The organism is Roseiflexus castenholzii DSM 13941 (assembly GCF_000017805.1).
Classification (GTDB): domain Bacteria; phylum Chloroflexota; class Chloroflexia; order Chloroflexales; family Roseiflexaceae; genus Roseiflexus; species Roseiflexus castenholzii.
The window spans coordinates 2672437-2698314 of the sequence record NC_009767.1 but is presented as its reverse complement, the minus strand read 5'-3'; the positions used below and the strand labels follow the sequence as shown (position 1 = coordinate 2698314).

The 25878-nt window shown below is 61.1% G+C and carries 19 protein-coding genes; 4 read left to right on the top strand and 15 right to left on the bottom strand.

Translation table 11 applies throughout. The features are described 5' to 3' along the window. Nucleotides 1-290 precede the first annotated feature (290 nt). The 14 genes from RCAS_RS10795 to RCAS_RS10730 form a co-directional block, all read right to left on the bottom strand. Nucleotides 291-854 carry a DnaJ family domain-containing protein gene (locus RCAS_RS10795; RefSeq protein WP_012120610.1) on the bottom strand — a complete coding sequence of 188 codons (564 nt, stop codon included), beginning with the start codon at nt 852-854 and terminating at the stop codon, nt 291-293. A gap of 118 nt (nt 855-972) precedes the next feature. Beyond that, nucleotides 973-2595: an NADH-quinone oxidoreductase subunit N gene (locus RCAS_RS10790; protein WP_012120609.1), complete on the bottom strand. Its 1623-nt coding sequence runs from the start codon at nt 2593-2595 to the stop codon at nt 973-975. A 726-nt stretch (nt 2596-3321) separates the two neighbouring features. After that, nucleotides 3322-4839: a complex I subunit 4 family protein gene (locus RCAS_RS10785; RefSeq protein WP_012120608.1), complete on the bottom strand. Its 1518-nt coding sequence runs from the start codon at nt 4837-4839 to the stop codon at nt 3322-3324. Nucleotides 4840-4846: 7 nt separating this feature from the next. Further along, nucleotides 4847-6547, bottom strand: a complete 1701-nt coding sequence (locus RCAS_RS10780; protein ID WP_012120607.1) for a complex I subunit 4 family protein — start codon at nt 6545-6547, stop codon at nt 4847-4849. A gap of 386 nt (nt 6548-6933) precedes the next feature. Further along, complete coding sequence (gene nuoL / locus RCAS_RS10775) at nt 6934-9114, bottom strand: NADH-quinone oxidoreductase subunit L (RefSeq protein WP_012120606.1); 2181 nt, start codon at nt 9112-9114, stop codon at nt 6934-6936. 818 nt (nt 9115-9932) lie between these two features. Then, complete coding sequence (nuoK, locus tag RCAS_RS10770; protein WP_012120605.1) at nt 9933-10259, bottom strand: NADH-quinone oxidoreductase subunit NuoK; 327 nt, start codon at nt 10257-10259, stop codon at nt 9933-9935. 54 nt (nt 10260-10313) lie between these two features. Continuing rightward, complete coding sequence (locus RCAS_RS10765; protein WP_012120604.1) at nt 10314-10967, bottom strand: NADH-quinone oxidoreductase subunit J family protein; 654 nt, start codon at nt 10965-10967, stop codon at nt 10314-10316. 27 nt (nt 10968-10994) lie between these two features. Beyond that, nucleotides 10995-12353, bottom strand: a complete 1359-nt coding sequence (locus tag RCAS_RS10760; protein WP_012120603.1) for a complex I subunit 1/NuoH family protein — start codon at nt 12351-12353, stop codon at nt 10995-10997. Between the two features lie 14 nt (nt 12354-12367). Then, nucleotides 12368-13717 carry a 4Fe-4S dicluster domain-containing protein gene (locus RCAS_RS10755; protein WP_012120602.1) on the bottom strand — a complete coding sequence of 450 codons (1350 nt, stop codon included), beginning with the start codon at nt 13715-13717 and terminating at the stop codon, nt 12368-12370. Nucleotides 13718-13879: 162 nt separating this feature from the next. Beyond that, nucleotides 13880-15004 carry an NADH-quinone oxidoreductase subunit D gene (locus tag RCAS_RS10750; protein ID WP_012120601.1) on the bottom strand — a complete coding sequence of 375 codons (1125 nt, stop codon included), beginning with the start codon at nt 15002-15004 and terminating at the stop codon, nt 13880-13882. 20 nt (nt 15005-15024) lie between these two features. Beyond that, on the bottom strand, nt 15025-15585 hold the full coding sequence (locus RCAS_RS10745) for an NADH-quinone oxidoreductase subunit C (protein ID WP_232280226.1): 561 nt from the start codon (nt 15583-15585) through the stop codon (nt 15025-15027). Beyond that, on the bottom strand, nt 15572-16378 hold the full coding sequence (locus RCAS_RS10740) for an NADH-quinone oxidoreductase subunit B (protein ID WP_012120599.1): 807 nt from the start codon (nt 16376-16378) through the stop codon (nt 15572-15574). The genes RCAS_RS10745 and RCAS_RS10740 overlap by 14 nt, the downstream gene beginning before the upstream one ends. Before the next feature lie 466 nt (nt 16379-16844). Beyond that, the gene (locus RCAS_RS10735; protein WP_012120598.1) at nt 16845-17201 is read right to left on the bottom strand and encodes an NADH-quinone oxidoreductase subunit A; all 357 of its coding nucleotides are present in this window, start codon (nt 17199-17201) and stop codon (nt 16845-16847) included. A 491-nt stretch (nt 17202-17692) separates the two neighbouring features. Beyond that, nucleotides 17693-18256 carry a GNAT family N-acetyltransferase gene (locus RCAS_RS10730; protein ID WP_012120597.1) on the bottom strand — a complete coding sequence of 188 codons (564 nt, stop codon included), beginning with the start codon at nt 18254-18256 and terminating at the stop codon, nt 17693-17695. A 195-nt stretch (nt 18257-18451) separates the two neighbouring features. Between RCAS_RS10730 and RCAS_RS10725 the strand changes: the two genes are divergently transcribed. Both RCAS_RS10725 and RCAS_RS10720 read left to right on the top strand, forming a co-directional pair. Continuing rightward, entirely contained in the window at nt 18452-19519 is a 1068-nt protein-coding gene (locus tag RCAS_RS10725) for a homoserine dehydrogenase (protein ID WP_012120596.1), read from the top strand. Between the two features lie 586 nt (nt 19520-20105). Then, on the top strand, nt 20106-21515 hold the full coding sequence (locus tag RCAS_RS10720; RefSeq protein WP_041330607.1) for a hypothetical protein: 1410 nt from the start codon (nt 20106-20108) through the stop codon (nt 21513-21515). A gap of 33 nt (nt 21516-21548) precedes the next feature. On the opposite strand, the gene RCAS_RS10715 is transcribed toward RCAS_RS10720, so the two are convergent. Continuing rightward, complete coding sequence (locus RCAS_RS10715) at nt 21549-22451, bottom strand: 1,4-dihydroxy-2-naphthoate polyprenyltransferase (RefSeq protein WP_012120594.1); 903 nt, start codon at nt 22449-22451, stop codon at nt 21549-21551. A gap of 592 nt (nt 22452-23043) precedes the next feature. Here RCAS_RS10715 and RCAS_RS10710 point away from each other — a divergent pair. Both RCAS_RS10710 and RCAS_RS10705 read left to right on the top strand, forming a co-directional pair. Next, entirely contained in the window at nt 23044-24255 is a 1212-nt protein-coding gene (locus tag RCAS_RS10710; protein ID WP_012120593.1) for a DNA double-strand break repair nuclease NurA, read from the top strand. Nucleotides 24256-24319: 64 nt separating this feature from the next. Next, nucleotides 24320-25861 carry an apolipoprotein N-acyltransferase gene (locus RCAS_RS10705; protein ID WP_012120592.1) on the top strand — a complete coding sequence of 514 codons (1542 nt, stop codon included), beginning with the start codon at nt 24320-24322 and terminating at the stop codon, nt 25859-25861. Nucleotides 25862-25878 lie beyond the last annotated feature (17 nt).

Genomic DNA, 25878 nt, shown 5'->3' with positions numbered 1-25878 from the left:
GCCGACTCTGCTCTTTGGGAGCCTCTCCCAAACCCTGGTTTTGAGTGATTGACGGATTCTGTTGATCCCAACTGTAAGCATGTGCAACGCTGCCCAGGCAACGAGCGCCGCCACCGGAACGATGATCGGCGCTCAGATCAGGCAAATCCTACAGGGAGTCTCGCGTTGTCAGCAAAGGTTTTTCGCCTGCAACTCTTTGCGCTTCTGCGCCTTTGTGTGAGATGTTCCCTTCCAAGAAGGCGCAGCGCTCACGTGCGAGGGATGGCAGACACGAGCAGTTCCTTGCTGTGTCATGCCTGCTCCCCTAGCTTGCGCACTTCGTCCTCGATGCGCAGACCTTCGATCTGCCCCGCCGCCGTTGGAGCAATAAGATTATACGAGGCAATCTGGCGTTGCAGGTTCGTGAGCATCTCCCGATACTCAGCGCGCAAACGGGCACGAATAGCAGGCGGGAGGCGTGACCAGCGGCGGTTGGCGTTCTGGAGCCATGCGGAGATGCGTGCACGCTCGGCGTCGATGTCGCGGCGCGCTTCGATCCAGAGCGGCGCAAAGCCAGCGTTCTTCAACAAACGAAACCCGGCGCGCATATCTTCGGGAGTGAGGGCATCATCATCGTAGCGGAGCGGTTTGCCGGCGCCGGGAAGGTTATCGAATGCGCCATCCGCGCGCGCCTGCTCGATCAGACGGTCGACCAGCGTCTCAAAATCGTTCTGGTTTGGCGCGCCGCGCTGCGGCTGGTTGGCAGCGCGCGCCTGCTCGATCAGTCGCTCGAATAGCGTTCCGCCAATCACCTGGCTCGACGCTTCACGCAATGGATGGGCTGTATTGGAGTCTTCCGGCAGTGGGTCGGTCATGCTCTTGTTTCCAGATAAATGCCAGGCGCCTGCCATCATAGTGTGCGCAACATCGCATCTCCTGGCGCGCGGCGAGACTCTTTCCCCCACCAGGGTGACATATGTTCGCTACGCACATCTACCGCGCGGCAACGCTTGCTGCGCTGCTGATTGTTCCCCAGATCAGGTTCGGCAGCAATCCGAGCAGCACCACCAGCACCGTCGAAAGAATGATCGCGGCATTGGCGACCGGTGGCGTCTTGAACGGTGTGATTGCGGGCGCCGGCAAGATCCACATGGCTTTGAGAAAGCGCAGATAGTAGTACAGACTGACGACCGTCATAATCACGGCGATGGTCACCAGCGGCACGGCGCCCGCCTGGTAGCCGGCCATGAACACGAAGAACTTCGCCCAGAACCCGGCAAGCGGCGGAATCCCGGCAAGCGACAGGATCAGGATCGTCATCATCAGGGTCAACGACATATTGCGTCGCCACAGCCCCTGCATCGCGCTCAGGTCGTCGCTGCCCAGTGCATTGGTCAACACCGCCAGCACGCCAAAACTCCCCAGGTTCGTGAGCGAGTAGACTATCAGGTAATAGATCAGAGCAGCCGTGCCAAAGGTGCGATCCACCGGCGAAGCCGATGCCCAGAGCAGTACCGCCAGCAGCAGGAATCCGGCATGCCCAATCGACGAGTACGCCAGAAGGCGGCGCGCATTCGTCTGTGGCAGCGCCGCCAGATTCCCGACGATCACAGTCACCAGCGCCAGGATCGCCAGGATACTCGTCCAGCCGTTGAACTCTTCCAGGCGTGGCGCACCAACTGCTCCCGGAAACGCCGTCGTCAGCAATCGGTAGAGGAGCAGGAACCCCGCTGCCTTCGACGCTGTCGAGAGGAAGGCAGTGACGGGCGGCGGCGCGCCCTGATAAACATCCGGCGCCCAGGTGTGGAATGGCACAACCGAAATCTTATATCCCAAACCGGCAATGATAAAGAGCATGCCCAGGATCAGCAACGGGCTGCCGGCGGCATCGCCGGTTGCGAAGCGCCCGACCTCCGAAAAAAGCGTAGCGATGATCGGGGCGCCACCCGCCTTCTGGTTCTCACTGGCGACGAACCCATAGGTCAGGCTGATGCCATAGAGGAAGATTGCCGATGAAAGTGAGCCAAACAGGAAATATTTCAGCCCTGCTTCCGGTGAACGTTCACTTTCACGGAAGTATCCGGCGAGCACATAGAGCGAAAGCGATGACAACTCCAGCGCCAGGTACGCCAGAATGAACTCCGTCGCCGCTGCCATAATCGACATCCCCAGTGTCGAAAAGATCAGCAGTGCATAGAACTCACCGGGGTTGGCGGTCAACCGATACCCCATCGCCAGCAGAGTTGTCAAGAATGCGGCGCCAATAAAGGTCAGGCGCGCAATCATCGTGAATTCGTCGGTCGCAAACGCGCCTAGGATCGGTGAACCGCCAGGTCCGCCAGTCTGCAAGTTGCGCCCCAGCGTCAACAGCACATCCAGCGGTCCGCCAGCCGGATCAGGGACGGTAAACAGGAAGCGGCTTTGCACCAGCCCGACAATAAAAACCAGTCCCAAACCGACGGCGGTCAGTTGACCGGCTTCTCTGGCGCGTTCGAGTTGTGCCGCAGGTCCGCGTCCCCAGCGTGTCAGAACATCGGAGCCGAGCACCAGCAGCCCCAGCAGCAGGAGCATCAACTCCGGCAGAATCCGCGGAATATCGGTGATCTGGAACGACATATCACCTGTAACCTTTCTTGAGACCCTTGAACGTCATCCGTCGGGCGCGACCCCCGCCGGGCGCGTATCCGTTGGGCGCGACCCCCGTCGGGCGGGCATCCGTCGGGCGCGCCATCCGTCGGGCGGGACACCGTTGGGTGCGTATCCCGTTGGGCGCGACCCCCGTCGGGCGGGCATCCGTCGGGCGCGCCATCCGCCGAGCGCGTATCCGTCGGGCGGACCACCGTGGGGCGCGTACCCGTCGGGCGCGACCCCCGCCGAGCGCGTATCCGTCGGGCGGACCACCGTTGGGCGCGTACCCGTCGGGCGCGCCATCCGCCGAGCGCGTATCCGTCGGGCGGACCACCGTTGGGCGCGCCTGAGGCGCGCCCCTACCGTGCCACCGTGCCACCGTGCCACCGTGCCACCCCATCCGTGATTCGTCGGGCGCGACCCCCGCCGGGCGCGTATCCGTCGGGCGGACCACCGTTGGGCGCGCCTGAGGCGCGCCCCTACCGTGCCACCGTACCACCGTGCTACCGTACCACCGTACCACCGTGCCACCGTGCCACCCCGTCCGTGATTCGTCGGGCGCGTATCCGTTGGGTGCGTATCCGCCGGGCGCGCATCCGTTGGGCGGGCCACCGTCGGGCGCGCATTCGTTGGGTGCGTATCCCGTTGGGCGCGTACCCGTGGGGCGCGTACCCGTCGGGCGCGCCCCCCGTTGGGCGCGCCTGAGGCGCGCCCCTACCGCATCCCCAATGTTCCGGCGCGCGCCAGCGCCTCGGCGATTGGCTGCACGCTCGCCTCGATCGGCTCGGTCAGGTACGCCGGGTAGATGCCGCTGATGATCAACACCACGACCAGAATAACGCCGGCTGCATACTCTTGGGCCGTTAATTTGGGGAGGGTGCGAAATTCGGGGTTTTTCAGTTCGCCAAAGAACACCCGGTACACGGCAATCAGAATATACCCCGCCGTGATTGGAATCGAAATGCCTGCCAGCACTGCGATCAGCGGAAAGCGTTGCCACATGCCCATAAAAATGTTGAACTCCGCCCAAAATCCTGCCAGCCCCGGCATACCCATCGATGAAAGCCCGGCGATGATGAAGACAATCGCTGCAAATGGCATGACGGCGAACAATCCCCCGAGTTCAGGAAACTGCCGGGTGTGCGTCCGGTCGTACACCATTCGCCCAACAACCGCGAAGAACAGCGCCGTCATCACGCCGTGCGCGAACATCTGAAGCACCGCGCCGGTCATACCAATCGTGTTGGCCGCCGCCAGACCCATGAGCGTCAATCCCATGTGGCTGACGGACGAATACCCGATCATGAACTTGAAATCGCGCTGCGTCATCGCAATGGTCGCGCCATAGACTGCATTGATCAGTGTAGCGATGGCAATCGGCAGTAACCAGTAATTGGCGCCTTCGGGAAAGATCCACATCGCCACACGCAGACAGCCATACGCCCCCAGTTTCATCAATACGCCCGCATGGAGCATCGAAACGGCCGTTGGCGCAGCGACGTGACCGGTTGGCGACCAGGTATGGAACGGAAACATGCCCGCCAGCACTGCGAAGCCCAGGAAGAGCGGTACGAAGAAAATAATCTGCACATCGCGGGTGAACAACGCCGATTGCGCCAGCAGGCGCATGTCGAAGGTGCGCAGCGTGCCACTGAAGTAGACAGCGACCATCCCCAGAATGATAAATGCCGACCCGCCCATCAGATAGAGCGTCAGTTTCATCGCACCATACTCTTTGCGCGTGCTCCCCCAGATGCCGATCAGCAGGTACATCGGCAGCACCGCCAGTTCGTAGAAAATGAAGAGCAGGAAGAGGTCGAGCGACACGAAGACGCCGTACACTCCTGCAGCCAGCAGCAGCAGTAACGCCCAATACTCGCGTGTTCGTTCCTCGATATTCCAACTGATCAGCGCGCCGGTAAAAATAACCAGTCCATTGAGCAGCAGCATTGGCAGGCTGATCCCATCGACGCCGAGAATGTAGTTGATGCCGAGTTCCGGTAGCCAGGGGGTTTCTTCGAGAAACTGAAACTTTTCCGGGCTGCGGTAGTCATACGCAAGATAGACCAGCAGCGTCAGCGCCAGCGAGATAAACGCGAAAACCGCGCCGACGATGCGAATCTCCTGCTTCTGCTCCGGTTTCAGCAGCGCAATGATAAGTGTCGGGATCACCAGGCTAAGCCATATCAGGCTGAGCCACGGCACATTGGCCGGCAGATCGATCAGGTTCATAGAATGACTATGCTCCTCCCACAACCCGGGTGAACACTTCCACCAGTGCGGTCGCCGTCCGGTTCGACAGGTCCATAATGGGCGCTGGGTACACGCCCAGAATCAGGAGTGCAATCAGCAGCGGCGCAACCGCCAGAAACTCGCGCCCGGCGAGGCGCATATCAGGCATGGCGCTACGCTCATTGGTTTTGCCGTGGAATAGCTGCCCATACATGCGCAACAGCGCCAGCGCTGTCACGACCAGCCCGATCGTCGCCAGGAGCGCAAAAAGGGGCAACGACGCCCATACACCACGGAAGATGAAGAATTCGCCGACGAACCCGGCAAGACCGGGCAACCCCAGATTGGCGAACGTCGCCACCCCCATCGCTCCGGCGAAAACCGGCATCGTGGTGCGCAAACCGGCAAGCGTCCCCATCTCGTCGGAACCGCAGCGTTCAGCGAGCATGCCCGCCAGCAAGAAGAGCGCACCGGTCGAAAGACCGTGCGCCACCATCTGAAACAGCGCGCCATTGATCGCCGTCGCTCGGGTGGCGCTATCCGCCGACCCGACGGTCGCCGCCGCTGCAATCGCCAGACCGACATACCCCATGTGGTTGATCGAGGTATAGGCGATCAGGCGTTTCAGATCGCCACCGACCTGACCGAGCGCGCCGAAGGCGCCTGCCACCACACCGATCAGCGCCAGCGCACCGATTGCCGGACCAAAGTACTGCGCTGCGTCGGGAACGAAGGGCAGCATCAGGCGCAGCATGCCGTAAGCGCCCATTTTCGACATCACCGCCGCCAGCAGGATGGATGCTGCCGTCGGCGCTTCGCTATAGGCGTCGGGCAGCCAGGTGTGGAAGGGCCAGATGCCAAGCTTAATCGCAAATGCGATGAAGATCGCCCAGAACGCAATCGATGTATAGAGCAGCGGGTAGCGCCCAAGTACAGCGGCAATCCCCAGTTGCTCGACATAGTTGAAGATGATCTCGCGCAACGTCAAATTCACCGGATCGAGCGCCGCGCGTTCGACGGTCAGCCCCTGTCCCAGACGCGCCAGTGTGATCAGGTCGAACGTCGGGATGCCGGCCGCAGCCGTGGCAACATAGAAAAACTGGAAGAGCAGCAGCATACCGATCGACCCGGCCATCGTGTAGACGAAGAACTTGAGCGCAGCATCACGGCGGCGTTGCTCAGGATCGGCATCGGCGCCATGACGACGACCCCATCCCTGGATGAGGAAATACGCTGGCACGAGGCTGAACTCCCAGAAGATAAAGAAAAAGAAGAAATTGAGCGCCAGGAAATATCCCAGCATCGCCGCTTCCAGCAGAAACATGAGCGCAATGTACAGTTTCACCCGCCCAGTGATGCCAAACGATGCCAGCATTGCCACCGGCGCCATCGCCGCCGTGAGAATGACCAGCGGCATACTGATTCCGTCCACTCCGACGAAATAATCAACCCGGATCGCCTGCACCCACGGAATCTTCTCGACGAACTGCACAACCCCCTGTCCATCGGCAGTCGCATTCGGGTCGAACCCCACCCAGACGACAATCGCCAGCGCCAGGGGAATGGTCGACCACGCCGTAGCGCCGATCTTCACCGTCCGGTCGTCGAGCCGCAGCGCACCTGCCAGCCCGGTCAGCGCCAGCCCGATCAGCGGCGACAGGATCAGCAATGTGAGCCAGGGTGTTGAGGCATATGCCAGGTAGGTCATAAGTTCACCATAGGTGTCTTCTCTGCCCGTAACTGCTTACGCTTCTCCTGGAAGCACGGGCGCCTGCCCGTGCGAAAGGTCTCTTGGGTCGGCGGAACGCCGTGCACCGGCGCCTGTCACAACCATATCCGCCGCCGATTTTTTCTTTTGGGGGCAACCCCCGAATACCAATGACGATTGAAGATGCCGCATGCTGGTCATTCCGAGCCCTTCGCTTCACTCAGGGTAAACGCAGCGCGGAATCTGAGCGGGGCGCGCACGACCCCTCGCGCTGCTCGGGGTGACCATGCCGGATGGTCACAGGTCATTGGTAGAACCCCCTCAGGTTTTGACAGGTTCTTTGCGCCTCTGTGCCTGTGTACACGAATCTTCCCCGCATTCCACGCTCAACGCACCAGGTACAGGTACAGGACGCCGAGCACGACCGCCCCGGCGAACGCCAGCGCCACATAATCCTGCACCTTACCGGTCGTTGTGCGGCGGGTGCGATCACCGGCAACCTGCGTGCCGGTTGCCATCAGGTCGGCGCCATCGTTCAGCAGCGCATCGTCCAAAATGAAATTGACCTGTCCCAGGAACCGGGTAAAGCGCCCGGTTTCGATCACCACACGGTCGATCACCTGCTCGTCGAGCCAGGTCCAGATGCGTGTCAGCACGGCGGCGGCGGCGCCGACCGTCGCAGCGTACAGTTCATCAACATAGAACTTGCGGTTGAGCACGGTGAAAACGCCGGGCATCATCCGTTCCAGCGGGTCGGCTTCCTCAGCGGAAGATACGAACGCATTGCGGTACACCAACCATCCCAGAACGATGCCACCGATGGCAATCGCGCCGGAAATCCCCATCACCAGCAGGTTCAGTTTTCCGGCTTCCTGCCCGAAGAAATCCGCCAGGTGATGGAAGCCATCGAACGGCAGGTTAACCACGCCGGCAAACACTGCGAACAGCGCCAGAATGACCAGCGGCGCAGTCATCGTCCAGGGGCTTTCGTGCGGATCGTGCGCCTCGTGGCGATGATCGTCGTGCGACACAAAAGCATACGGCTGCTGCCGCGGATGATGCCCGCGGAAGGTTCCAAAGAACACCACCATGATCTGGCGCGTCATATAGAACGCCGTCAGCAGCGACGCCAGACTGAGCACACCCCACACCAGCGTATTGGCGCGGAACGCATCAGCCAGGATTTCGTCCTTGCTCCAAAACCCGGCAAAACCAGGGAATCCGACGAGCGCCAGGAAGCCCGCCATGTACGCCAGGAACGTCACCGGCATAAAGCGGCGCAACCCGCCCATGTTACGAATGTCCTGAGCGGTGTTCGAGTCATGCCCGACCGTCGCCTCCATGCCGTGGATGACCGAGCCGGAGCCGAGGAACAGCAGCGCCTTGAAGAAGGCGTGAGTGAGCAGGTGGAACATCGCCGCCACCCATCCGCCAATGCCAAGCGCCGCAACCATGAACCCCAACTGCGAGAGGGTTGAATACGCCAGAATGCGCTTGATATCGAACTGCCCGACGGCGATCAGCGCGGCGAAGAGCGCCGTAAACGCGCCAATCGTCGCCACCACCGGCAGGGCATCGCCGACCTGGAAGATCGGGAAGGTGCGCGCCGTCAGGAACACACCCGCCGACACCATCGTGGCAGCGTGGATGAGGGCGGAAACCGGCGTCGGACCCTCCATCGCATCGGGGAGCCAGACGTGGAGCGGGAACTGCGCCGATTTCCCGATCGTGCCGCTGAAGATCAACAGCGCAATGCCGGTGGCGGCGCTGATCCCGATGCCGGTTGTCGTTGCCGCCAGGCGTTCGAGCAGTGCGGGATTGAACACCTGCCCTGGTCCTGTGCCGAGTTCGAGGGTTCCGGCTTCAGTCCATAGCCATGCCAGACCAATCATGAAGAGCACATCACCGATGCGTGTGGTGATAAACGCCTTGATCGCCGCCTGGCGCGGGGTGATCTGGTTTGGGTCGGCGTAATTCTTATCGTACCAGAAGCCGATCAACAGGTATGAGCACAGACCCATAATCTCCCACGCCATAAAGAAGAGGAGCAGGTTGCTCGCCATGACCATCGCCAGCATCGCGGCAGTAAAGAGCGAGATGAACGAGAAGAAGCGCGCCTGGCGCGGATCGTGCGCCATGTAGCCGACCGAGAACAGATGAATGCAGGTGGCGGTGATCGTGACCATCACCAGCATCGCCGCTACTGCCGGGTCGATGATATACCCCATCGTGAAGGACACGTCGCCGCCAGCCGGCGCCCAACGAATGGTGCGGACAATATTCGGATCACGCCACTCGAATCCGTGCCCGGCGCCTTTGTCGGCAGCGGGTTCAATGGCATGCCCCTCTTCCGTGTGCGCGGCAACCGCGCCGTCCGCCGCGATCTTCACGCCACCGGCGACTTCGACAGTTGTGCCGAGTGCAATGATCGTTGCACCGACCATCAACAGCGTTGCCAGCCAGGCGCTCGCGTTCCTGTTGCGCTGGATCGGCGTCAGAGTAATGACGACGAACCCGATCAGCGGCAGTAGCGGGATCAGCCAGGCGTTCTGGAGGAACCAACCCATATACTGCCCCTCTGTTCCGTATTGAGAACCGAGAACTGAGAACTCCCGTGAGTCCCATCCGCCTGCATCCGTCCCAATCCGTGGCGACCCGTGCGCCCGCTCCCGCCACGCGCCTGCGCAGAACCGGAAACAACGGCGCTTCCCATCCGTCCCAATCCGTGGCGACCCGTGCGCCCGCTCCCACCACGCGCCTGCGCAGAACCGGAAACAACGGCGCTTCCCGTCCGCCCGCATCCGTCCCAATCCGTGGCGACCCGTGCGCCCGCTCCCGCCACGCGCCTGCGCAGAACCGGAAACAACGGCGCTTCCCGTCCGCCCGCATCCGTCCCAATCCGTGGCGACCCGTGTTCTCTTGCTCACCACGCGCCTGCGCAGAACCGGAAACAACGGCGCTTCCCGTCCGCCCGCATCCGTCCCAATCCGTGGCGACCCGTGCGCCCGCTCCCGCCACGCGCCTGCGCAGAACCGGAAACAACGGCGCTTCCCGTCCGCCCGCATCCGTCCCGACCCGTGTCTATCCGCGCGCCTGCTCCCGCCACGCGCCTGCGCAGAACCGGAAACAACGGCGCTTCCCATCCGTCCCAATCCGTAGCGACCCGTGTTCTCTTGCTCACCGCGCGCCTGCGCAGAACCGGAAACAACGGCGCTTCCCATCCGTCCCAATCCGTGGCGACCCGTGTTCTCTTGCTCACCGCGCGCCTGCGCAGAACCGGAAACAACGGCGCTTCCCGTCCGTCCCAATCCGTGGCGACCCGTGCGCCTGCTCCCGCCACGCTGCTCCTGCGCAGAACCGGGAACTTCTGAGGCGTGCTCCCATCTTACCCGCGCAAACTATCGACTTCATCGGCATTGACCGTCTGGCGCGCGCGATAGATCGCAATGATCATCGCCAGACCAATCGCGGCTTCTGCCGCAGCCACCGTAATGACGAACAGCGCGAAGGTTTGCCCGGCGACAACATTCGGCTCCAGGTAGCGCCAGAACGCGACCAGATTGATATTGACGGCATTGAGCATCAATTCGATACCAAGCAGAATGCCGACGGTATTGCGCCTCGAGAGCGCGCCGAACAACCCAACGCAGAACAGCGCACCGGCCAGTGTAAGCACCCAGGAAAGCGGAACCGCTTCAGTCATTGACGGCATAACACGCCTCGATGCAGAACCACAGAAGAGCAGAACGAACCAATACCGTGATCGTCACGTCTCACCGCCAGTCGCTTCCGACGCCTGGATAGCCGTCGCAGCCGGTTCGGGGCGCGGCGCAGGTTGCGGTTGTTGCCGTTGCTGCTGGCGCAGGCGCACCTGCTCCGCCAGGGTCAGCACACGGCGCCGGCGTTCGCGTTCCTCGAAAGCGATGACGATAGCACCGATCATCGCCACCGTCAGCAAGATCGCCGCCACTTCAAACGACAGGAGATACTCACGCATAAATGCCGTACCAATTTGCTGCGCACCCGAGATAGCCGGCGGTTGACCGGTTGGCGGCGGCGGCGGGAGTTGCCAGGCATGGGTCATGACCGTCGGCACAATCAGAAGGCCAAACAGCGCCGCCGGCACAATCAACGCAATCCACCAGCGCGGCGTCAGTTGCCGATTCTGGCTTCCTTCCAGATCGCGCGTCAGCATAATGGCGAACAGGATCAGGATCGACAGCGCACCGACGTAGATCAGCACCTGCGCCACGCCGAGAAACTCCGCCTCCATCAACAGATAGAGCGCGCCGACCCCGAAAAACGACGAAATCAGCCAGAGCGCCGCATGCACAATATTCTTCACCGTAACGGTCAAGATCGCAGACGCCAGGATGAGCGCGGCAAAGATCAGAAAAAGAACCGTAATCAGCGTATTCATACAAAGCACCAATAACGCCGTCGTGCATCAGGGAGCGACAATCCCTTCCTCATCCCATTCCACCTCTGCCGGGCGCTGATTGATCGAGAGGATCCAGTACGCAGCAGCAATATTAATGATCGCCGTCACCAGAATGGCGATCAACTGACGTTGCCAGGGCGAAACTCCGTCCAGGCTGATCAATCCGCCCCACTGTGCGCTCGTCCACTGGGTCAGCCCTACCATCAACGAAGCAGACACAATATTGACCAACACGAGCGGCAGCAGCAGTTTCCAGGCAAAATCCATCAACTGATCGACGCGCAGCCGTGGGAAGGCGCCGCGCAACCAGATCATCACGAAGAACAGGAGCCAGATCTTGGCGAGCAGATAGAACGCCGAGAGCGCCGCCGCGACATGCACCCACGGACCTCCCATATTCGCCAGCGCCGCGACCCCCGGACCCTGCCAACCGCCAAGGAAAGCGACGGCGGCGAGCGCCGACAGCGCAAAGTTGAGGATGTACTGCGCGATATAGAACGTCGCAAACTTCATGCCGCTGTACTCGGTCATATAGCCTGCGACAATCTCCGAATCCGCCTCGGGAATGTCAAACGGCGTGCGCTCACCTTCCGCAAGCGCCGCAATAAAGAAGACGATGAAGCCGAGCAATCCCACCGGCGTAAACACCCACCACCCCAAGCCGAGGTCGAGCGCCTGCACCGGTTCAGTCGTTGAGCCGGGGAATGATGTCATCGTGGTATACAGCAGCGGCGAGCAGCCTGCCGGATCGCCACACAGAATAGTCGCCCCCATCACCGGCACACCTGCCTGGAGATACGGCAACTCCATCAGCGACATGCCGCCGGCCAGAATGACGACCGTCAGCAGCGCCGTGACTGCCGGGATTTCGTAGGAGACCAATTGTGCCACCGCGCGCATCGCACCGAGGAGCGCGAATTTGTTGTTCGATCCCCAGCCCGCCATCATCAACCCAACGCCCGATACTGCCGATACCGCGACCATGTAGAGCAGTGCGACGTTCAGATCGATCGGTTCCCAGCCGCGACCCCACGGAACCACAGCGAGCATCATCGCCACCGGCGCGAGTGAAACGATCGGCGCCAGCAGGTGAACCCAGCGATCAGCGCTGCGCGGAACGATGTCTTCCTTGGTGAACATCTTGACCGCATCGGCAATTGGTTGCAGCAAACCAGCCGGTCCGACCCGGTTGGGACCGAGGCGATCCTGCATACGAGCCACTACGCGCCGTTCTGCCCAGACCATCACGATAAAGTTCCCGACGGCATAAAACAGCACAATAACCGTCACCAGCAGATAGGCGATCAAGACGATCAGCCAGTCCGGCAGGGCGCTGCCAATCCATGATCGCAGGATGTCCGTCATAGGGCGCTCACCTGTTATTGTTCACTTCCGTCATTTTGCGCCGCCGCTTTTTTTGCCGCATTCGCGGCGCGAATGGCTGCCAGGCGGGCCGCCTTATCGGTCGGCATACTGCCGGCGAGCGGCGCAGCGTCGGTTGTCGGATCAGCGGCTTGTGTTGCAGGAGATGGAGATGAGACATCAGCGCCCCCGGCGACAGGCGCATGTTCGACCACAGAAGGCGACGGAGCAACGTCGGCGCCGCCAGCAGCGGGCGCGCCTTCAGCCGCTTTTTTCGCTGCGTTCGCGGCGCGAATGGCCGCCAGGCGCGCGGCTTTGTCGGTCGGTGCAGCGTCGGTTGCCGGAGCAGCAGGTTCGCCAGCGCCCGTTTCCGTCTTCTTCGCTGCGTTCGCGGCGCGAATAGCCGCCAGGCGCGCGGCTTTGTCGGTCGGTGCAGCGTCGGTTGCCGGAGCAGCAGGTTCGCCAGCGCCCGTTTCCGTCTTCTTCGCTGCGTTCGCGGCGCGAATAGCTGCCAGGAGCGCGGCTTTGTCGGTCGGTGCGGCATCGGTTGCCGGAGCAGGGGTTGTTTCAGCGGCTTTTTCAGCGGCCCGCGCGCGCGCAGCCGCGAGGCGCGCGGCTTTATCGGCGGGCGCAGCATCAGGCGTTGCAGAAACAGGAGCAGGCGCCTGAGCAGCGGCAGTTTCGGCGCGTTTCGCCTTGATCTTCTCGACCATCTGCGGCGCAACGCCGATCAGGTCAGGACGGCGCTTCACATTGCTCTGCAACTTCTTCAGTGCACTGTCCTTCACCTCTGCCCAGAACGTCGGCGCGATCTTCTCGTAGTACGAGATCGGACGGTTCAACGCCGCCTTGTTGATGGTTAATCCGCCATGCACATCCGTCGAGTATTCGAACTCGTGATCCATTTTGATGGCGTCGAACGGGCAGACCTCAGCGCACAGACCGCAACTCATGCAGGCATCGTACTCGATCAGAAACTCAGCAACCGCCGGAACCGGCTTGCCGGTTGACGGGTCGCGCGCCTGCGTCATATGAATGACCTGCGGCGGACAAATACGCTGGCACTGAAAGCACGACGTACACAATTCCTGGCCGGTTTCGTCATCATAGAGCAGGATCGGAAAGTTGCGGAACGCCTCTGGAAGTTTCAGGCGTTCTTCGGGATACTGAACGGTGAACACGCCCGTCTGCTGGCTTGGTTTTTCCAGTTTGCGCGTCAGCGCATCGCGGAAGTGACGAAAGACGACATCGAGACCCGTCAACAAGCCCTGACCGGCGCGCAGTTTCGTTTGGCCACGGTCAATGACATAGACCTTACCCCGCGTCGTCTGAGTCTCCGACGTTTCTTGTTCTATTTCAGTCGTCATCAAGGCTGCACCTTTACCCTGCGTTCAGTCACACGCCTGACATGTCGCATTTTGCACATGCGTGGTGCATCTCGATCGATGGATATGCCGGTCGGTCGGATTCCTTCGCATTATCAGGCTGCGAGTTTCAAACGAAGACGACCACATTCACCATTCAGCCGTCTACCGATCCACCTCACCCATCACAATATCGATACTGCCGAGGATAACCACCACATCGGCGACCTTATGCCCACGGCACATATCGCCGAGGGGCGTCAGGTTGATAAACGACGGCGCGCGCACCTTATAGCGATACGGTCGCTCACTGCCATCGCTCACCAGGTAAAAGCCGAGTTCCCCCTTAGGCGACTCAATGCGCGCATACGCATCACCCGGCGGCGGGCGCAGCGCCTTCTGTTTACCGATGTTCGCCATCGCCGGGTTGATATGTCCGCCAGTGGTATCGGGCAGGCGCTCGATCACCTGTTGCAGGATGCGATAACTCTGACGCATCTCCTCGATACGGATCAGGAAACGATCATACACATCCCCCACCGACCCGATCGGAATGTCGAAGTCAAGATCACCGTACACGCTATATGGTTCAGCGCGGCGCACATCATACGGAATACCCGACGCGCGCAACACCGGGCCGGTGACGCTGTACGAAACAGCAACTTCTTTTGGCAAAATACCAACATTCACCGTGCGCGACAGCAGGATTTCATTTTCTCGCAGCAGGCGCTCGAACTCATCGAAGAACGATGGCAACCCTTGCATCAACTCCTTGAGTTGCGGAATAAACTCCGGCGGAAGGTCGCGCCACACGCCGCCGAAGCGGAAGTAATTGCACATCATCCGCGCGCCGCTCGCCATCTCGAACAGGTCAAGAATCTTCTCTCGCTCGCGCATCCCAAACATCAACGGCGTCTGCCATGCGCCCATGTCGTTCAGCAGAAAGCCAACCGCCGAGGCATGGTTGAGAATGCGGGTCAGTTCGACCATCAGCACGCGAATATACTCGGCACGCTGCGGCACACTGATACCGGCCAGTTTCTCGACTGCCAGCGCCAGCGCGTGGTTATTCGCCATCGAATTGAAATAATCGAGCCGGTCGGTGTATGGCATCGACTGAATATACGTCGAGACTTCCGCCAGTTGCTCGTGATTGCGGTGCAGATACCCGAAGACCGGCTTGAGATCGATGATCGTCTCACCATCAACGGTGACGATCATCCGAAAGACCCCGTGCGTCGATGGGTGCTGCGGACCGATATTGATCTGGAGTTCCTGCGTTTGCAGCATCGTTCACATCCCGCAATGCATCACTCTTCACTCTCGCCAAAGTATTTATCACCTTGCTTGGGAAAATCTTTGCGCATCGGCCACCCCTCGAACTCATCCCACATATAAATTCGAGTCAGGTTCGGATGACCGGGGAAGACCACCCCAAACAGATCAAACGCCTCACGTTCCTGGAGGTTTGCCCCGGGCCACTCATCGGTCAACGACGGCACAACCGGATTGTCGCGCGGCACGCGGGTTTTGATGACCAGTTCGGGACCACCATCGAGATGAAAGAAATGGTAGACCATCTCAATCACGCCGTCAACGAGATAATCGACCGCCGTGATATTCGAGAGCAACTGATAGCCAAGGACATCACGCACATAGCGCGCCACTTCTGGGAGACGATCAGGATACACCACCGCATCGTCAGTCGCCAACAGGTCGACAGGCGCGTGCTCGCCGCGCTTGGGACGCGCCGTCTTCCCATCGCCAGCCGCTGCTTCGCCCCCGTTGCTCGTTGGCGTGCGGGTGCGTGTCGGCATTAAAACGCCGGGTAGATCGCGCGCCAGCCGCTCTTTGAGTTCAGCGCTGCTCATCACGGGCATGATCCACCTCGACAGCAGGGCGTTTCAGGTCGTTATGCCGAATCTCCGGCGCAACACCTTTCGCCTTGTTGGGCGATTCCAGTTCGACCGTTTCGTCCATAATCGGGAAATGGCGCACCAGTTCCGGGTGTTCGATCTCGCCGGAGCGCATTTCGCCGTGAGTTGGCGACGTATATGGGCTGATAAGCGGCAACCCGCCAACCGGATCGACCAGTTTGCCATCGATCTCCAACCCATGTTTACCAAATGCCGGCACCGGATACTCTTTCGCCTCGCGTTTGCCATACCAGCGCACCCGGTTCAGGCGTTGCGCATCGATCTGCTTCTGCAATGTCATCAAGGCGTGGAGCAGAGCTTCGGGGCGCGGCGGGCAACCGGGAATATAGACATCAACCGGGATCAGAAGATCAATGCCGCGCAACACATTGTACCCATCGCGGAACGGGCCGCCGGATGTCGCGCAGGCGCCCATCGAAATGACATAGCGCGGTTCGGGCATCTGATTGTAGAGACGCACCACCTGCGGCGCCATCTTCTTCGTGACCGTCCCCGCGACGATCATCAGGTCTGCCTGACGCGGCGACGCCCGAAACATCTCAGCCCCAAAGCGCGCCAGGTCGAAGCGCGCCAGACCGGTCGCCATCATTTCAATGGCACAGCATGCAAGCCCAAACGATAGGGGCCAGACTGACGAACGCCGCCCCCAGTTATAAAATCGCTGCATGGTCGTCAAAAAGACGCCCTGCTTTTCCGCTTCGAGCTGGATATCACGATCATCAGACATTGCTCATCTCCCTCCCGCCCCGCGGAGCCGTTGCAATGCAACGTCTCTCCATTGGCAACCCCTCACCCCTCTCGCCTCTCTCGCCGCGCCATAAAGGCGAGATACATCTCGCGCTACGCCATGGTCGGGCGTCTCGCGCCTCTCTCGCCGCGCCATAAAGGCGAGATACATCTCGCGCGACGCCATGGTCGGGCGTCTCGCGCCGCCTCGCCATAAATGCGAGATACATCTCGCGCGACGCCATAAAGGCGAGATACATCTCGCGCTACGCCATGGTCGGGCGTCTCGCGCCTCTCTCGCCGCGCCATAAAGGCGAGATACATCTCGTGCTACGCCATGGTCGGGCGTCTCGCGCCTCTCTCGCCGCGCCATAAAGGCGAGATAAATCTCGCGCTACGCCATGGTCGCGCGCCTCGCGCCTCTCGCCTCTCGCCTCTCGCCTCGCACCTCTCGCCTCTCGCCTCACCTACACCCACTCGAGCGCACCCTTCTTCCATTCGTACACCAGACCACCGACCAGAATGACGAGAAAGATCGCCATTGCAATCAACGCGAACAGCCCAATCTGCCCATATGCGACTGCCCATGGGTACAGAAAGACCACTTCGATATCGAAGATAACGAACGCCAGTGCATACAGATAGTACTGAATCTTGAACTGCACCCGAATGTCGCCCACCGCTTCCAGCCCACACTCATACGTGTCGAGCTTGATCGGCGTAGGGCGTTTGGGTCCAAGGAAATACGCGGCCACCAGCGGCACGAGCGGAAAGATGACCGCACCGATGAAGAACACGCCAATAAACGCATAATCCGCCAGCATTGAACCGCGCTCCTTGTGGGAAATATCTCTCTCAGGCGCAATGACGTTGTTGAGTATATCACAACCCTTCGTGAAATCGCAAACAAACTGGTAAAAAGATTACAACCGGAAGTTACAGGTCGCCGACAGGCGCAGGTCTCAGCCCTGCCCACGCACGGGTCGCCGGTTGCCGGCAGGCGCAGGTCTCAAACCTGCCCGCACGGGGCGCGTCTCGCCGCGCGCGGTCACGCATGAGAGGAAACGTTCCCCGTTGCGCAGGACACGAGGCGTATTGATAGTGGCGGGTAGGGGCGCACGGACAGTGCACCGGGGTGCATGATCGTCCTTTGAGATGTTGAACATGCAACGTGGCAGGTTGAATGTGAGTAAGGTTGCAGGCAGAACGCAGGGAAGACAGGGGCGCACCTTGTAAAGCGCCCACCGCAATGATGATGGTATCTTTGCATCTATGTGACCTTGCGCAGGATCAGGCATTCCAGGGAATCAAAGCATCACTCCAGATGGATGATCTGCGTTGTTTCGCCGTGCGACGTATGGCTCTCAACAGGGAAGCCGCATTTCTGGATAAGTCGATGAATCCCCTCATTGTCCGCCAGAGAGATGCCGCGCAGGCGCTTGATACCACGCACCAGCGCCAGCTGAATGAGCAGGTCAAGCATCATTGTCCCCAACCCCTCGCGCTGATAGTCATCACGCAGCACAATCGCAAACTCAGCAGTGTCGGGGTCATTCTTATCGAGCACCAGACGCACAACGCCAATTGCGCAATCTTTTCCACCCTCACGCGCCAAGGCGATGAATGCCGCCTGTTTCCGTTCGTTGAAATCCGCATAGCGCCGCGCTTCGCGCCATAGAATATCGTCCGGCAGATCGGGCAGCGCGGTAAAGAAGCGAAAACGCCGCGTCTCCGGCGACAGATGGTGAAACAGATCAACCAGCAATGCTGCGTCGGTCGGACGGATGTGCCTGATCCGCACGGTGCGCCCCTTGCGGGTCGTGACAGTTACGGAACCATGTCCTCGGACAAAGCGGTTCGACTCGGTCGATGTCTTCATCTCGACTCCTGATCGCTCATTCATCATATGGTATGATACACCTGATCAGGCATGAACGGAGTTGATTTTTCTTGACTGTGTAACGCGATGCGTTATACAAACACCCAAAGGCGTGTCGAACCTCGCAAACAACCGGGCACTGCCGTTCTGCGACGTGGACAGCGCCATTAGCAATCGATAGTCAGGAACAAACCGATGACCCCTGGAGTTTCGACCTACCGCCTTGCCCTGGTGGGATTTGGCAGCGTCGGGCGCGGTCTCGCCGAGATCCTGTCGTTGCACCACCGGCGTTTCGTTGATCGCTACGGGGCCGATATACGCATCGTCGCCGCCTGCACCCGGCGCTGGTGCGTGTACGACCCGAACGGAATCGACGCCGCAGCGTTGTTGCGCGCTGCATCACCGGACGCAATCAGGGCATTGCCGGGTGCGTGCGCCTGGAAGACGGATCAGATGATCGCTTCAGTAGACGCCGACGTGCTGGTGGAAGCATCGCCGACCGATATGACAACCGGCGAACCGGCGACGACATATGTCCGTTCGGCAATTGGACGAGGGATGCACGTCATCACCGCTAACAAGGGACCAATTGCGCTCCACTTCGCCGAACTGCGCCGCCTTGCGGAAGAACGCGGCGTGATGCTCGGCTTCGAAGCTACGGTGATGGCGGGAACGCCAGCGTTGCGCCTGGGATGGAGCGACCTGGCAGGGTGCGACATCCAGGAAGTGCGCGGGATTGTGAACGGCACAACCAATTTCATTTTGACCAGAATGGAGCGCGGCATGGACTATGCCAGCGCCCTGGCGGAAGCGCAGCGTCTGGGATATGCCGAGGCGGACCCGACCAGTGATGTGGAGGGACACGATGCTGCGTGCAAAGCCGCTATCCTGGCGAACGTCCTGATGGACGCGCGCCTGACCCCAGCGGATGTCGAGCGTGAAGGGATTACCGGCATCACCCGCGAGATGGTTGCCGCCGCCGCCGCGACCGGCGAACGCTGGAAACTGATTGCGCGGGTCTGGCGCGACGGTTCGACCACGCGAGCAGCGGTGCGCCCAATGCGGTTGATGGTCGAACATCCGCTGGCCGGCATCGATGGTGCGACCAACGCCTTGACGCTTTCCACCGATCTTCTCGGCAATGTAACGATTATCGGCCCGGGAGCAGGCGGGGTCGCCACAGGCTTTGCGATTCTCTCCGATCTGCTGGCGTTGCATCGGGTTCGGAGAACTGAGAACCAAGAACCGAGAACCGAGAACTGATACTAATGAGCGGTCATTCGTGCAATACTGCCGATGAACGTTGCTTATTGCTCCACACAAACTGGCGCTCAAACATCTTGTATGACGGACCGCCATTGAGTATGAGAACTGAGAACCAAGCGCATCGCATGTCTCGAACGCATGACTGCGCATTGGCATCAGCAGCCCCAGCGGGGCTTGCACGTACTCAGCGAGGGCTTCAGCCCGCAGCGCCACTATGAAATATCGGCTTTCAGCAATTTCAGGGCTTGCACGTACTCAGCGAGGGCTTCAGCCCGCAGCGCCACTATGAAATATCGGCTTTCAGCAATTTCAGGGCTTGCACGTACTCAGCGAGGGCTTCAGCCCGCAGCGCCCCGGCGTCTCGCCGCGCATACCGGCAGTATCGTACCAATGACCGCTGTGCAGTGGACTCAATAATGGTTTTTGAGAAAATAATCCAGTATCGCTCGGTAACCCGCTTGCCTCGCGCCTCGCATTGGCATCAGAAACCATCATCGCCCCCATGACCGCGCATTGTATGAGAATTGTACAACAGATGAACACGCTGTTCGGTCTCCGACATAGCAGGCGGCATACGATATGCGTGGCGCTTGTCTGCGCGTTTCTCGGTCTGACCGGCGGCGCAACGATTGCAGGGCGGCCGGTTGGATCGCAGAGCGCCTCCTTCTCTGTCTATTTGCCGCTGGTGACGATGCCAACAACGCCGCTGACGAATCTTCCTGCGATTACTGCAACATACATTGGCGGCGCCGATGCTGATGAACTGAATGGCGCCGGCATTGCCCCCGATGGAACCCTGATCGTCGCCGGCGTGCTGCCCGGCTATTCGCCGCCCGGAGCGGACCTGATCACGCTGCCGGGCGCTACTGGCGGCGCCGTGGTCCGCCTGAGCGCCGCCGGCAGCGGCGTGCTGTCAGTTCTGCGGTTCGGCAGCATCGTGCGTGACCTGGAGATCAACACGGCCGGTCACCTGATCGTCTGTGGCGACGGTGGCATTGCACGCCTGAGCGCTGATGCCGCAACCGTCGTCTGGAGCGCATCGCCCGGGAATGTTGCGCGCTGCGCCGTTGGCGCGGATGGAACCGCAGCTGCATTGACCGACAAGACGGTCTCTGTGTACGACGTGTATGGCGCGCTGATTTTCTCATGGACCGTGGATGGGACAGCGGCTAATGATCTGGCGATCGACTCAGCCCGTGATCAGGTAATCGTCGGCGGCTATACGCAGATCAGCAGCAACCTGCAATTGCCGTGGATGCGCGCATACGCCTACAACGGGGCACTGCGCTGGCGCAGCTACGATTTCGCTGCCGCACCCGGGTTTGGCGCCGATAGCCGCATTGAGCGCCTGACGCTTGGCATGGATGACAACCTGTACGTCGCCGGATCGATCAATGGCGGCGTTGGCGCGTCGGTCTTCTCGCGCGACCCGCAGGACCTGTCGATCCCCTTGGGGGCGCGCCTGGTCCGGCACGATCCGTACAGTGACTCGACCAACACTGGCAGCGTCAAGATCGGGTGGTTTGGACGCTTCAACCCTGCGGACGGTTCGCTTACCCTTGCACAGGCGCTGCTGACACGCCGCGTGAGTGACAACCGGGGAAATTCGGTCACTATTCGCGCCATTGCTGCCGACGTGCGCGGTCAGGTGTTTCTGGCGGGCGACGCAGCCTGCTGCATGAAGAACCGCGACCAGCAGCGGATCGCCGGAATTGCCGTGGGTCCGTATGAGATCGGTGAGGGGTATGTGGCGGTCATCAGCGCCGATTTCCAGCAGCGTCTGCTCTGGACGACCTACGCCGGACCGGATCGATCGGGCGGGAGCAGCACGGCGCGTGCGCTTGCCGTGCGTGACAGGCAGGTGCTGACCGTGGCGAAGTTGAACCTGGATCAAACGAAACCACGGAGCCTGATAACGATCAATGCCGTGCAACCTGTGCTCGGCGGACCAGCAGGTGCAGAAGGGTATCTGATCCTCTGGCGCGCGCCGTAAGCACACGGAAGGCGCCAACAGTGCGGGAGGCGGTTATACCGCCATCCCCAACGCCAGCAGGAGACCGAATGCCAGGTGCAGCCGGGCAGTGCCTTTGAGCGCCGGATTGAGCGCCCGTCCCTCGCCGGTGAGCATGGTGCGCAACGGCGCAATCGCCAGCGGCGCCGCAAGCCACGCCAGCATCACCCCCGGTCCGGTCACTCCACTGAGCCAGAAGATCGGCAGCGCCAGGAATGCGCCAATGACAAGGAACGCATACTCGGCGCGCGTCGCGCGCGCACCGATGATCACTGCCAGCGTGCGCTTTCCAGCCGCGCGGTCGGTGACAATATCGCGCAGGTTGTTGACCACGATGATCGCCGTGACCAGCATTGCCACCGGTATGGATGCCGCCCAAGCCAGCGGCGGAACGGCGCCGACGTGCAGGTACGCTGTCGCGGTTACTGCCACGACTCCAAAGAAGATGAATGTGAAAAGATCGCCCAATCCATGATAGCCGAGGGGCCAGGGTCCGCCAGTGTAGAGCACGCCAGCGGCAATCGACAGTACGCCGATGACCAGAATGGGCCAACCGCCGACGACGATTAGATAGATGCCGATAAGCGCCGCCATGCCGAACGCGATGATCATGCCATTACGCACGGTTGCCGGCGTCAGCAGTCCCGCCTGCGTCACCCGCAGCGGACCCAGGCGTTCAGCAGTGTCGGCGCCTTTCCGAAAGTCGAAGTAATCGTTCGCCAGGTTCGTCCCGATCTGGATCAGGAGTGCTCCGGCGAGCGCTGCGAGAAATGGCAGCCAGCGGAAGCTTCCAGCAGCAAACGCAGCGGCTGAGCCGACAATCACCGGCGCGACAGCGGCAGGAAGCGTCTGCGGGCGCGCAGCGAGCACCCACGCCCGAAGACGACCCGGGCGGGACGGGGAGAGGGAGAGGTTCATGGACAAGTGTTGTTCGTCATCTCACAGATTTCCGTACTCTCTTTCTCATGATACCATGCCCGCCATCCCTGCGTCGCGCGCCCCAAGACCCTTGAGTTTATGCGACGTTGCTGGCGTGAGCGTCGCCTATGCCGCCGCTGGCGCGCAGGTGCGGCGTGTGGTCGGCAGCGAAGACCTCAAGGGTCGGGGATGTCGGGTAGATGCCCGATGTTCCCCTCCCGCCTGCACCTTTCACCTTCACCCTTCAACGTTCAATCCTCGCCCCTTTTACCAATGACGATTGAAAATGCCGCATGCTTGTCATTCCGAGCGCAGCGACTGGTCATTCCGAGCGCAGCGACTGGTCATTCCGAGCGCAGCGACTGGTCATTCCGAGCGCAGCGACTGGTCATTCCGAGCCCTTCGCTTCGCTCAGGGTAAACGCAGCGAGGAATCGAAGCGGGTCGCGCACGACCCCTCGCTCCGCTCGGGGTGACCATGCCGGATGGTCACAGGTCATTGGTATTTCACCTCGCGCCGCTTGCCTGCTATTCGACATTTCCGCTCATCTGTCCTATACTCGCAGTATATTGCTGGACAGAGGGGGTCATCTATGCCATTCGATCTGACCGAACTGAGCCGTCAGGTGCGCGAAATGAGCAACACCCTGAACCATAATGCGCCAGATCAGGCACAGCGCCGCGCGCAGGCGCTGACCCGCTATCGGCACGAGTCCTTCGCCTACGAGAAGTGGGCGCAGGCGGTGGATCTGAGCCGCGATGGATTCGCCTGGCTGCTGGCGCGCCCGGTCGAGCCGCTCAACACGACGCGCAATGCCCCGTCGCGTCCGCCGGAGTATGCGGTGATCGCCACGGATGGATCGCACATCGACATTGATCGGCATGGCGCCGCGCTCTGTTATGTGCTCAACATCGGGCGGGTCTCCCTGCGGTATGGCGCGCGTCCAACGGCCAACCTGTCATCGCGCCCGATTCTCGGCTTCCGCGAAGATGACCTCTACCTGACCGATGGCATGCGGCGCATTCCCGTCGAGGGCAACTACCTGAGCGCCCGGCGCGATGTCGCCGAGGGGGTCGAACTCGTCACCCTGGCACAGGAGTTCCTCAGGGACGAGGAGACGCCGGCGCTGGCGCTCCAGGATGGGACACTGGTGCGCTGGACACTTGCCGGCGCCGAAAAGGTGGTGCTGGAGCATTTTCTGCGTCCCTATCTGGACTATCTCACTCAAATGCGCGATCGAAAGATTCCAGTCGCGTCGTACATCAGCCGTCCACGGTCGCCTGAGGTGGCCGGGATGATCCGGTTGATGTTGTGCCCTGATGTGGACATGGACAAACAACGTGGCGCAAAGTGCAACGCCTGTAGTGATGCCGCCGCCGGACGCGCGCCGTCGTGCTTTGTCTGCCAGGGGCTGAGCGACGCCGATATTCTGGCGGATCTGCTGGACGAGGGACAGCGGGGACCATTGTTCGTCTCAATGTCGCGGGTCAATATCGAGTCCTACGCCGATCATCTGATCCATTTCTTTTATCTGCGGGTCGGGCGAGAAGTAGCGCGGGTCGAAATACCGCGCTGGGTTGCGGAAGATGCCACACTGCTCGACCAGGTGCATGCGCTGGTGTACGATCAGTGTCTCAAGGGACAGGGGTACCCCGTCGCGCTGGCGCGCGCCCATGAGCAGGCCGTCATCCGCGCCGCCGACCGCCGCGCCTTCGAGCGGATCGTCGAACGAAGCATGATTCAGGCGAACCTGCCTGCAACCTCGTCGCGCAAGGCGGCGTCGAAAGAGCAGCACGCCGTATGACGATCTTCATAGACTGCGCTGCAAATGGACTTCCTTCTCACCCTTCTTGATCAGGAGGACTCTGATGGCGCCAAGCGTGAATGTCCGGGCGATGGCCACCCCGGCTGCCGGTCGCGTCTGGTCCTTTTCCCTCACGCTCTCACTCCTTTCCGGGATGTTGATCGGGGCCTCGATGCCAACAATCCTGGATTGGGGACTGCTCGGCTGGATAGGCGTGGCGCCGCTCCTGATCGCGCTCCATACCCAACCGCTCCCGCGCCACTTTGTGATAGCGCTTCCCTTTGGCATCATCTGGTCCGCCATGGCACACCTCTGGTACCCGGCGATGTTCGGTCCGGTGTTGGGCGTCGTCCTGATCATCGCGGTCGGATGCTTCTATGCCGGGCTGGTCCAGGCAGGAACGGCGCTTCAGGAGCGACTGCCGGAACCGCTCAGCGTATTGGGTGCGCCAATCGCCTGGTCGGCGCTGGAGTTCCTGCGGTTCATCGCGCCCATTACCGGCGACTGGTGGATTGAACTGCTGGCAAAGAGCCAGTGGCGTTTCCCCCCGGCGTTGCAAATCCTCACCCTCACCGGCTTCCCCGGCCTCGGTTTTCTGGTGATGCTGGTGAACAGCGCCATCGCGTTCCTGATCGTGAATGCCTGGCGGAGACGCCGGGCGCATATGCCGGCGGTCGTATCCCTGATCGTCGCAGCAGCGATTATCGTCTGGGGCGCGCTGATCATCCCGCCCGCGCCGGATCACCGGTTTCGCATCGCAGCGACGGTCGATCTGACGAACCAGGACCGTTTCATTCAGGCACTGAGCCGTCTGCCCGTCGAGCAGGAAGGGTACTACGCCGATACGCCGGAGATGTCGCAGGCGATCTTTGATGTGAATGCGGCGCTGACGCGCAGCGTCGCCGCACTGCGTCCCGCCTTCATCGTCTGGCCCGAAAACGAGTTCGCCAGCGCCGACGATCCTGTATTCACCGCACAGGTCGGCGATCTGGCGCGCGAGATGAACGCCTACCTGGTCGCAGACATGGTCTGGCGCACCTCAGATGGCATGTATGATACCGCCGTTATGTTTGGACCAGACGGAGCCGAAGTGGGGCGGCGCGCCAAGATCAACGTCACCGATGGTGAAAAGGAGTTCGGCTTCCTCCCTGGACCACGCGACTTCTCAGTTGTCGAGACACCCTACGGTCAGGTCGGATTGGGCGTCTGCTGGGACCGCCATCTCCCCTGGATTGTGCGCGAACTGGCGAGCGCCGGCGCGCAGATCGTGCTGATGCCGGTTGACGACGACTTCTCCGGCAATCGCTGGTTCCCGCCGGCACATGCGTCCGATACGGTCTTTCGGGCAGTAGAAAACCGGGTTGCCTTCGGATTGGGCGCCACCAGTGGCATCGCTATGGTCATCGATCCGTATGGGCGCATCACGGCAGAGAGCGACATCAACCAGCGCGGCGTGGTGACGGGTGAGACGTTCGTGGTTGCCGAACGAACACTCTTCACCCGTTTTGGCGACTGGTTCGGCTGGCTGGCTGTGCTGGCGATGGTCATAGGGTTTGTGGCGCGGCCAGTATGGCAGGCGATAAAAAAACCGCCCAGAACCCTGTGACAGAGATCATGGAACTC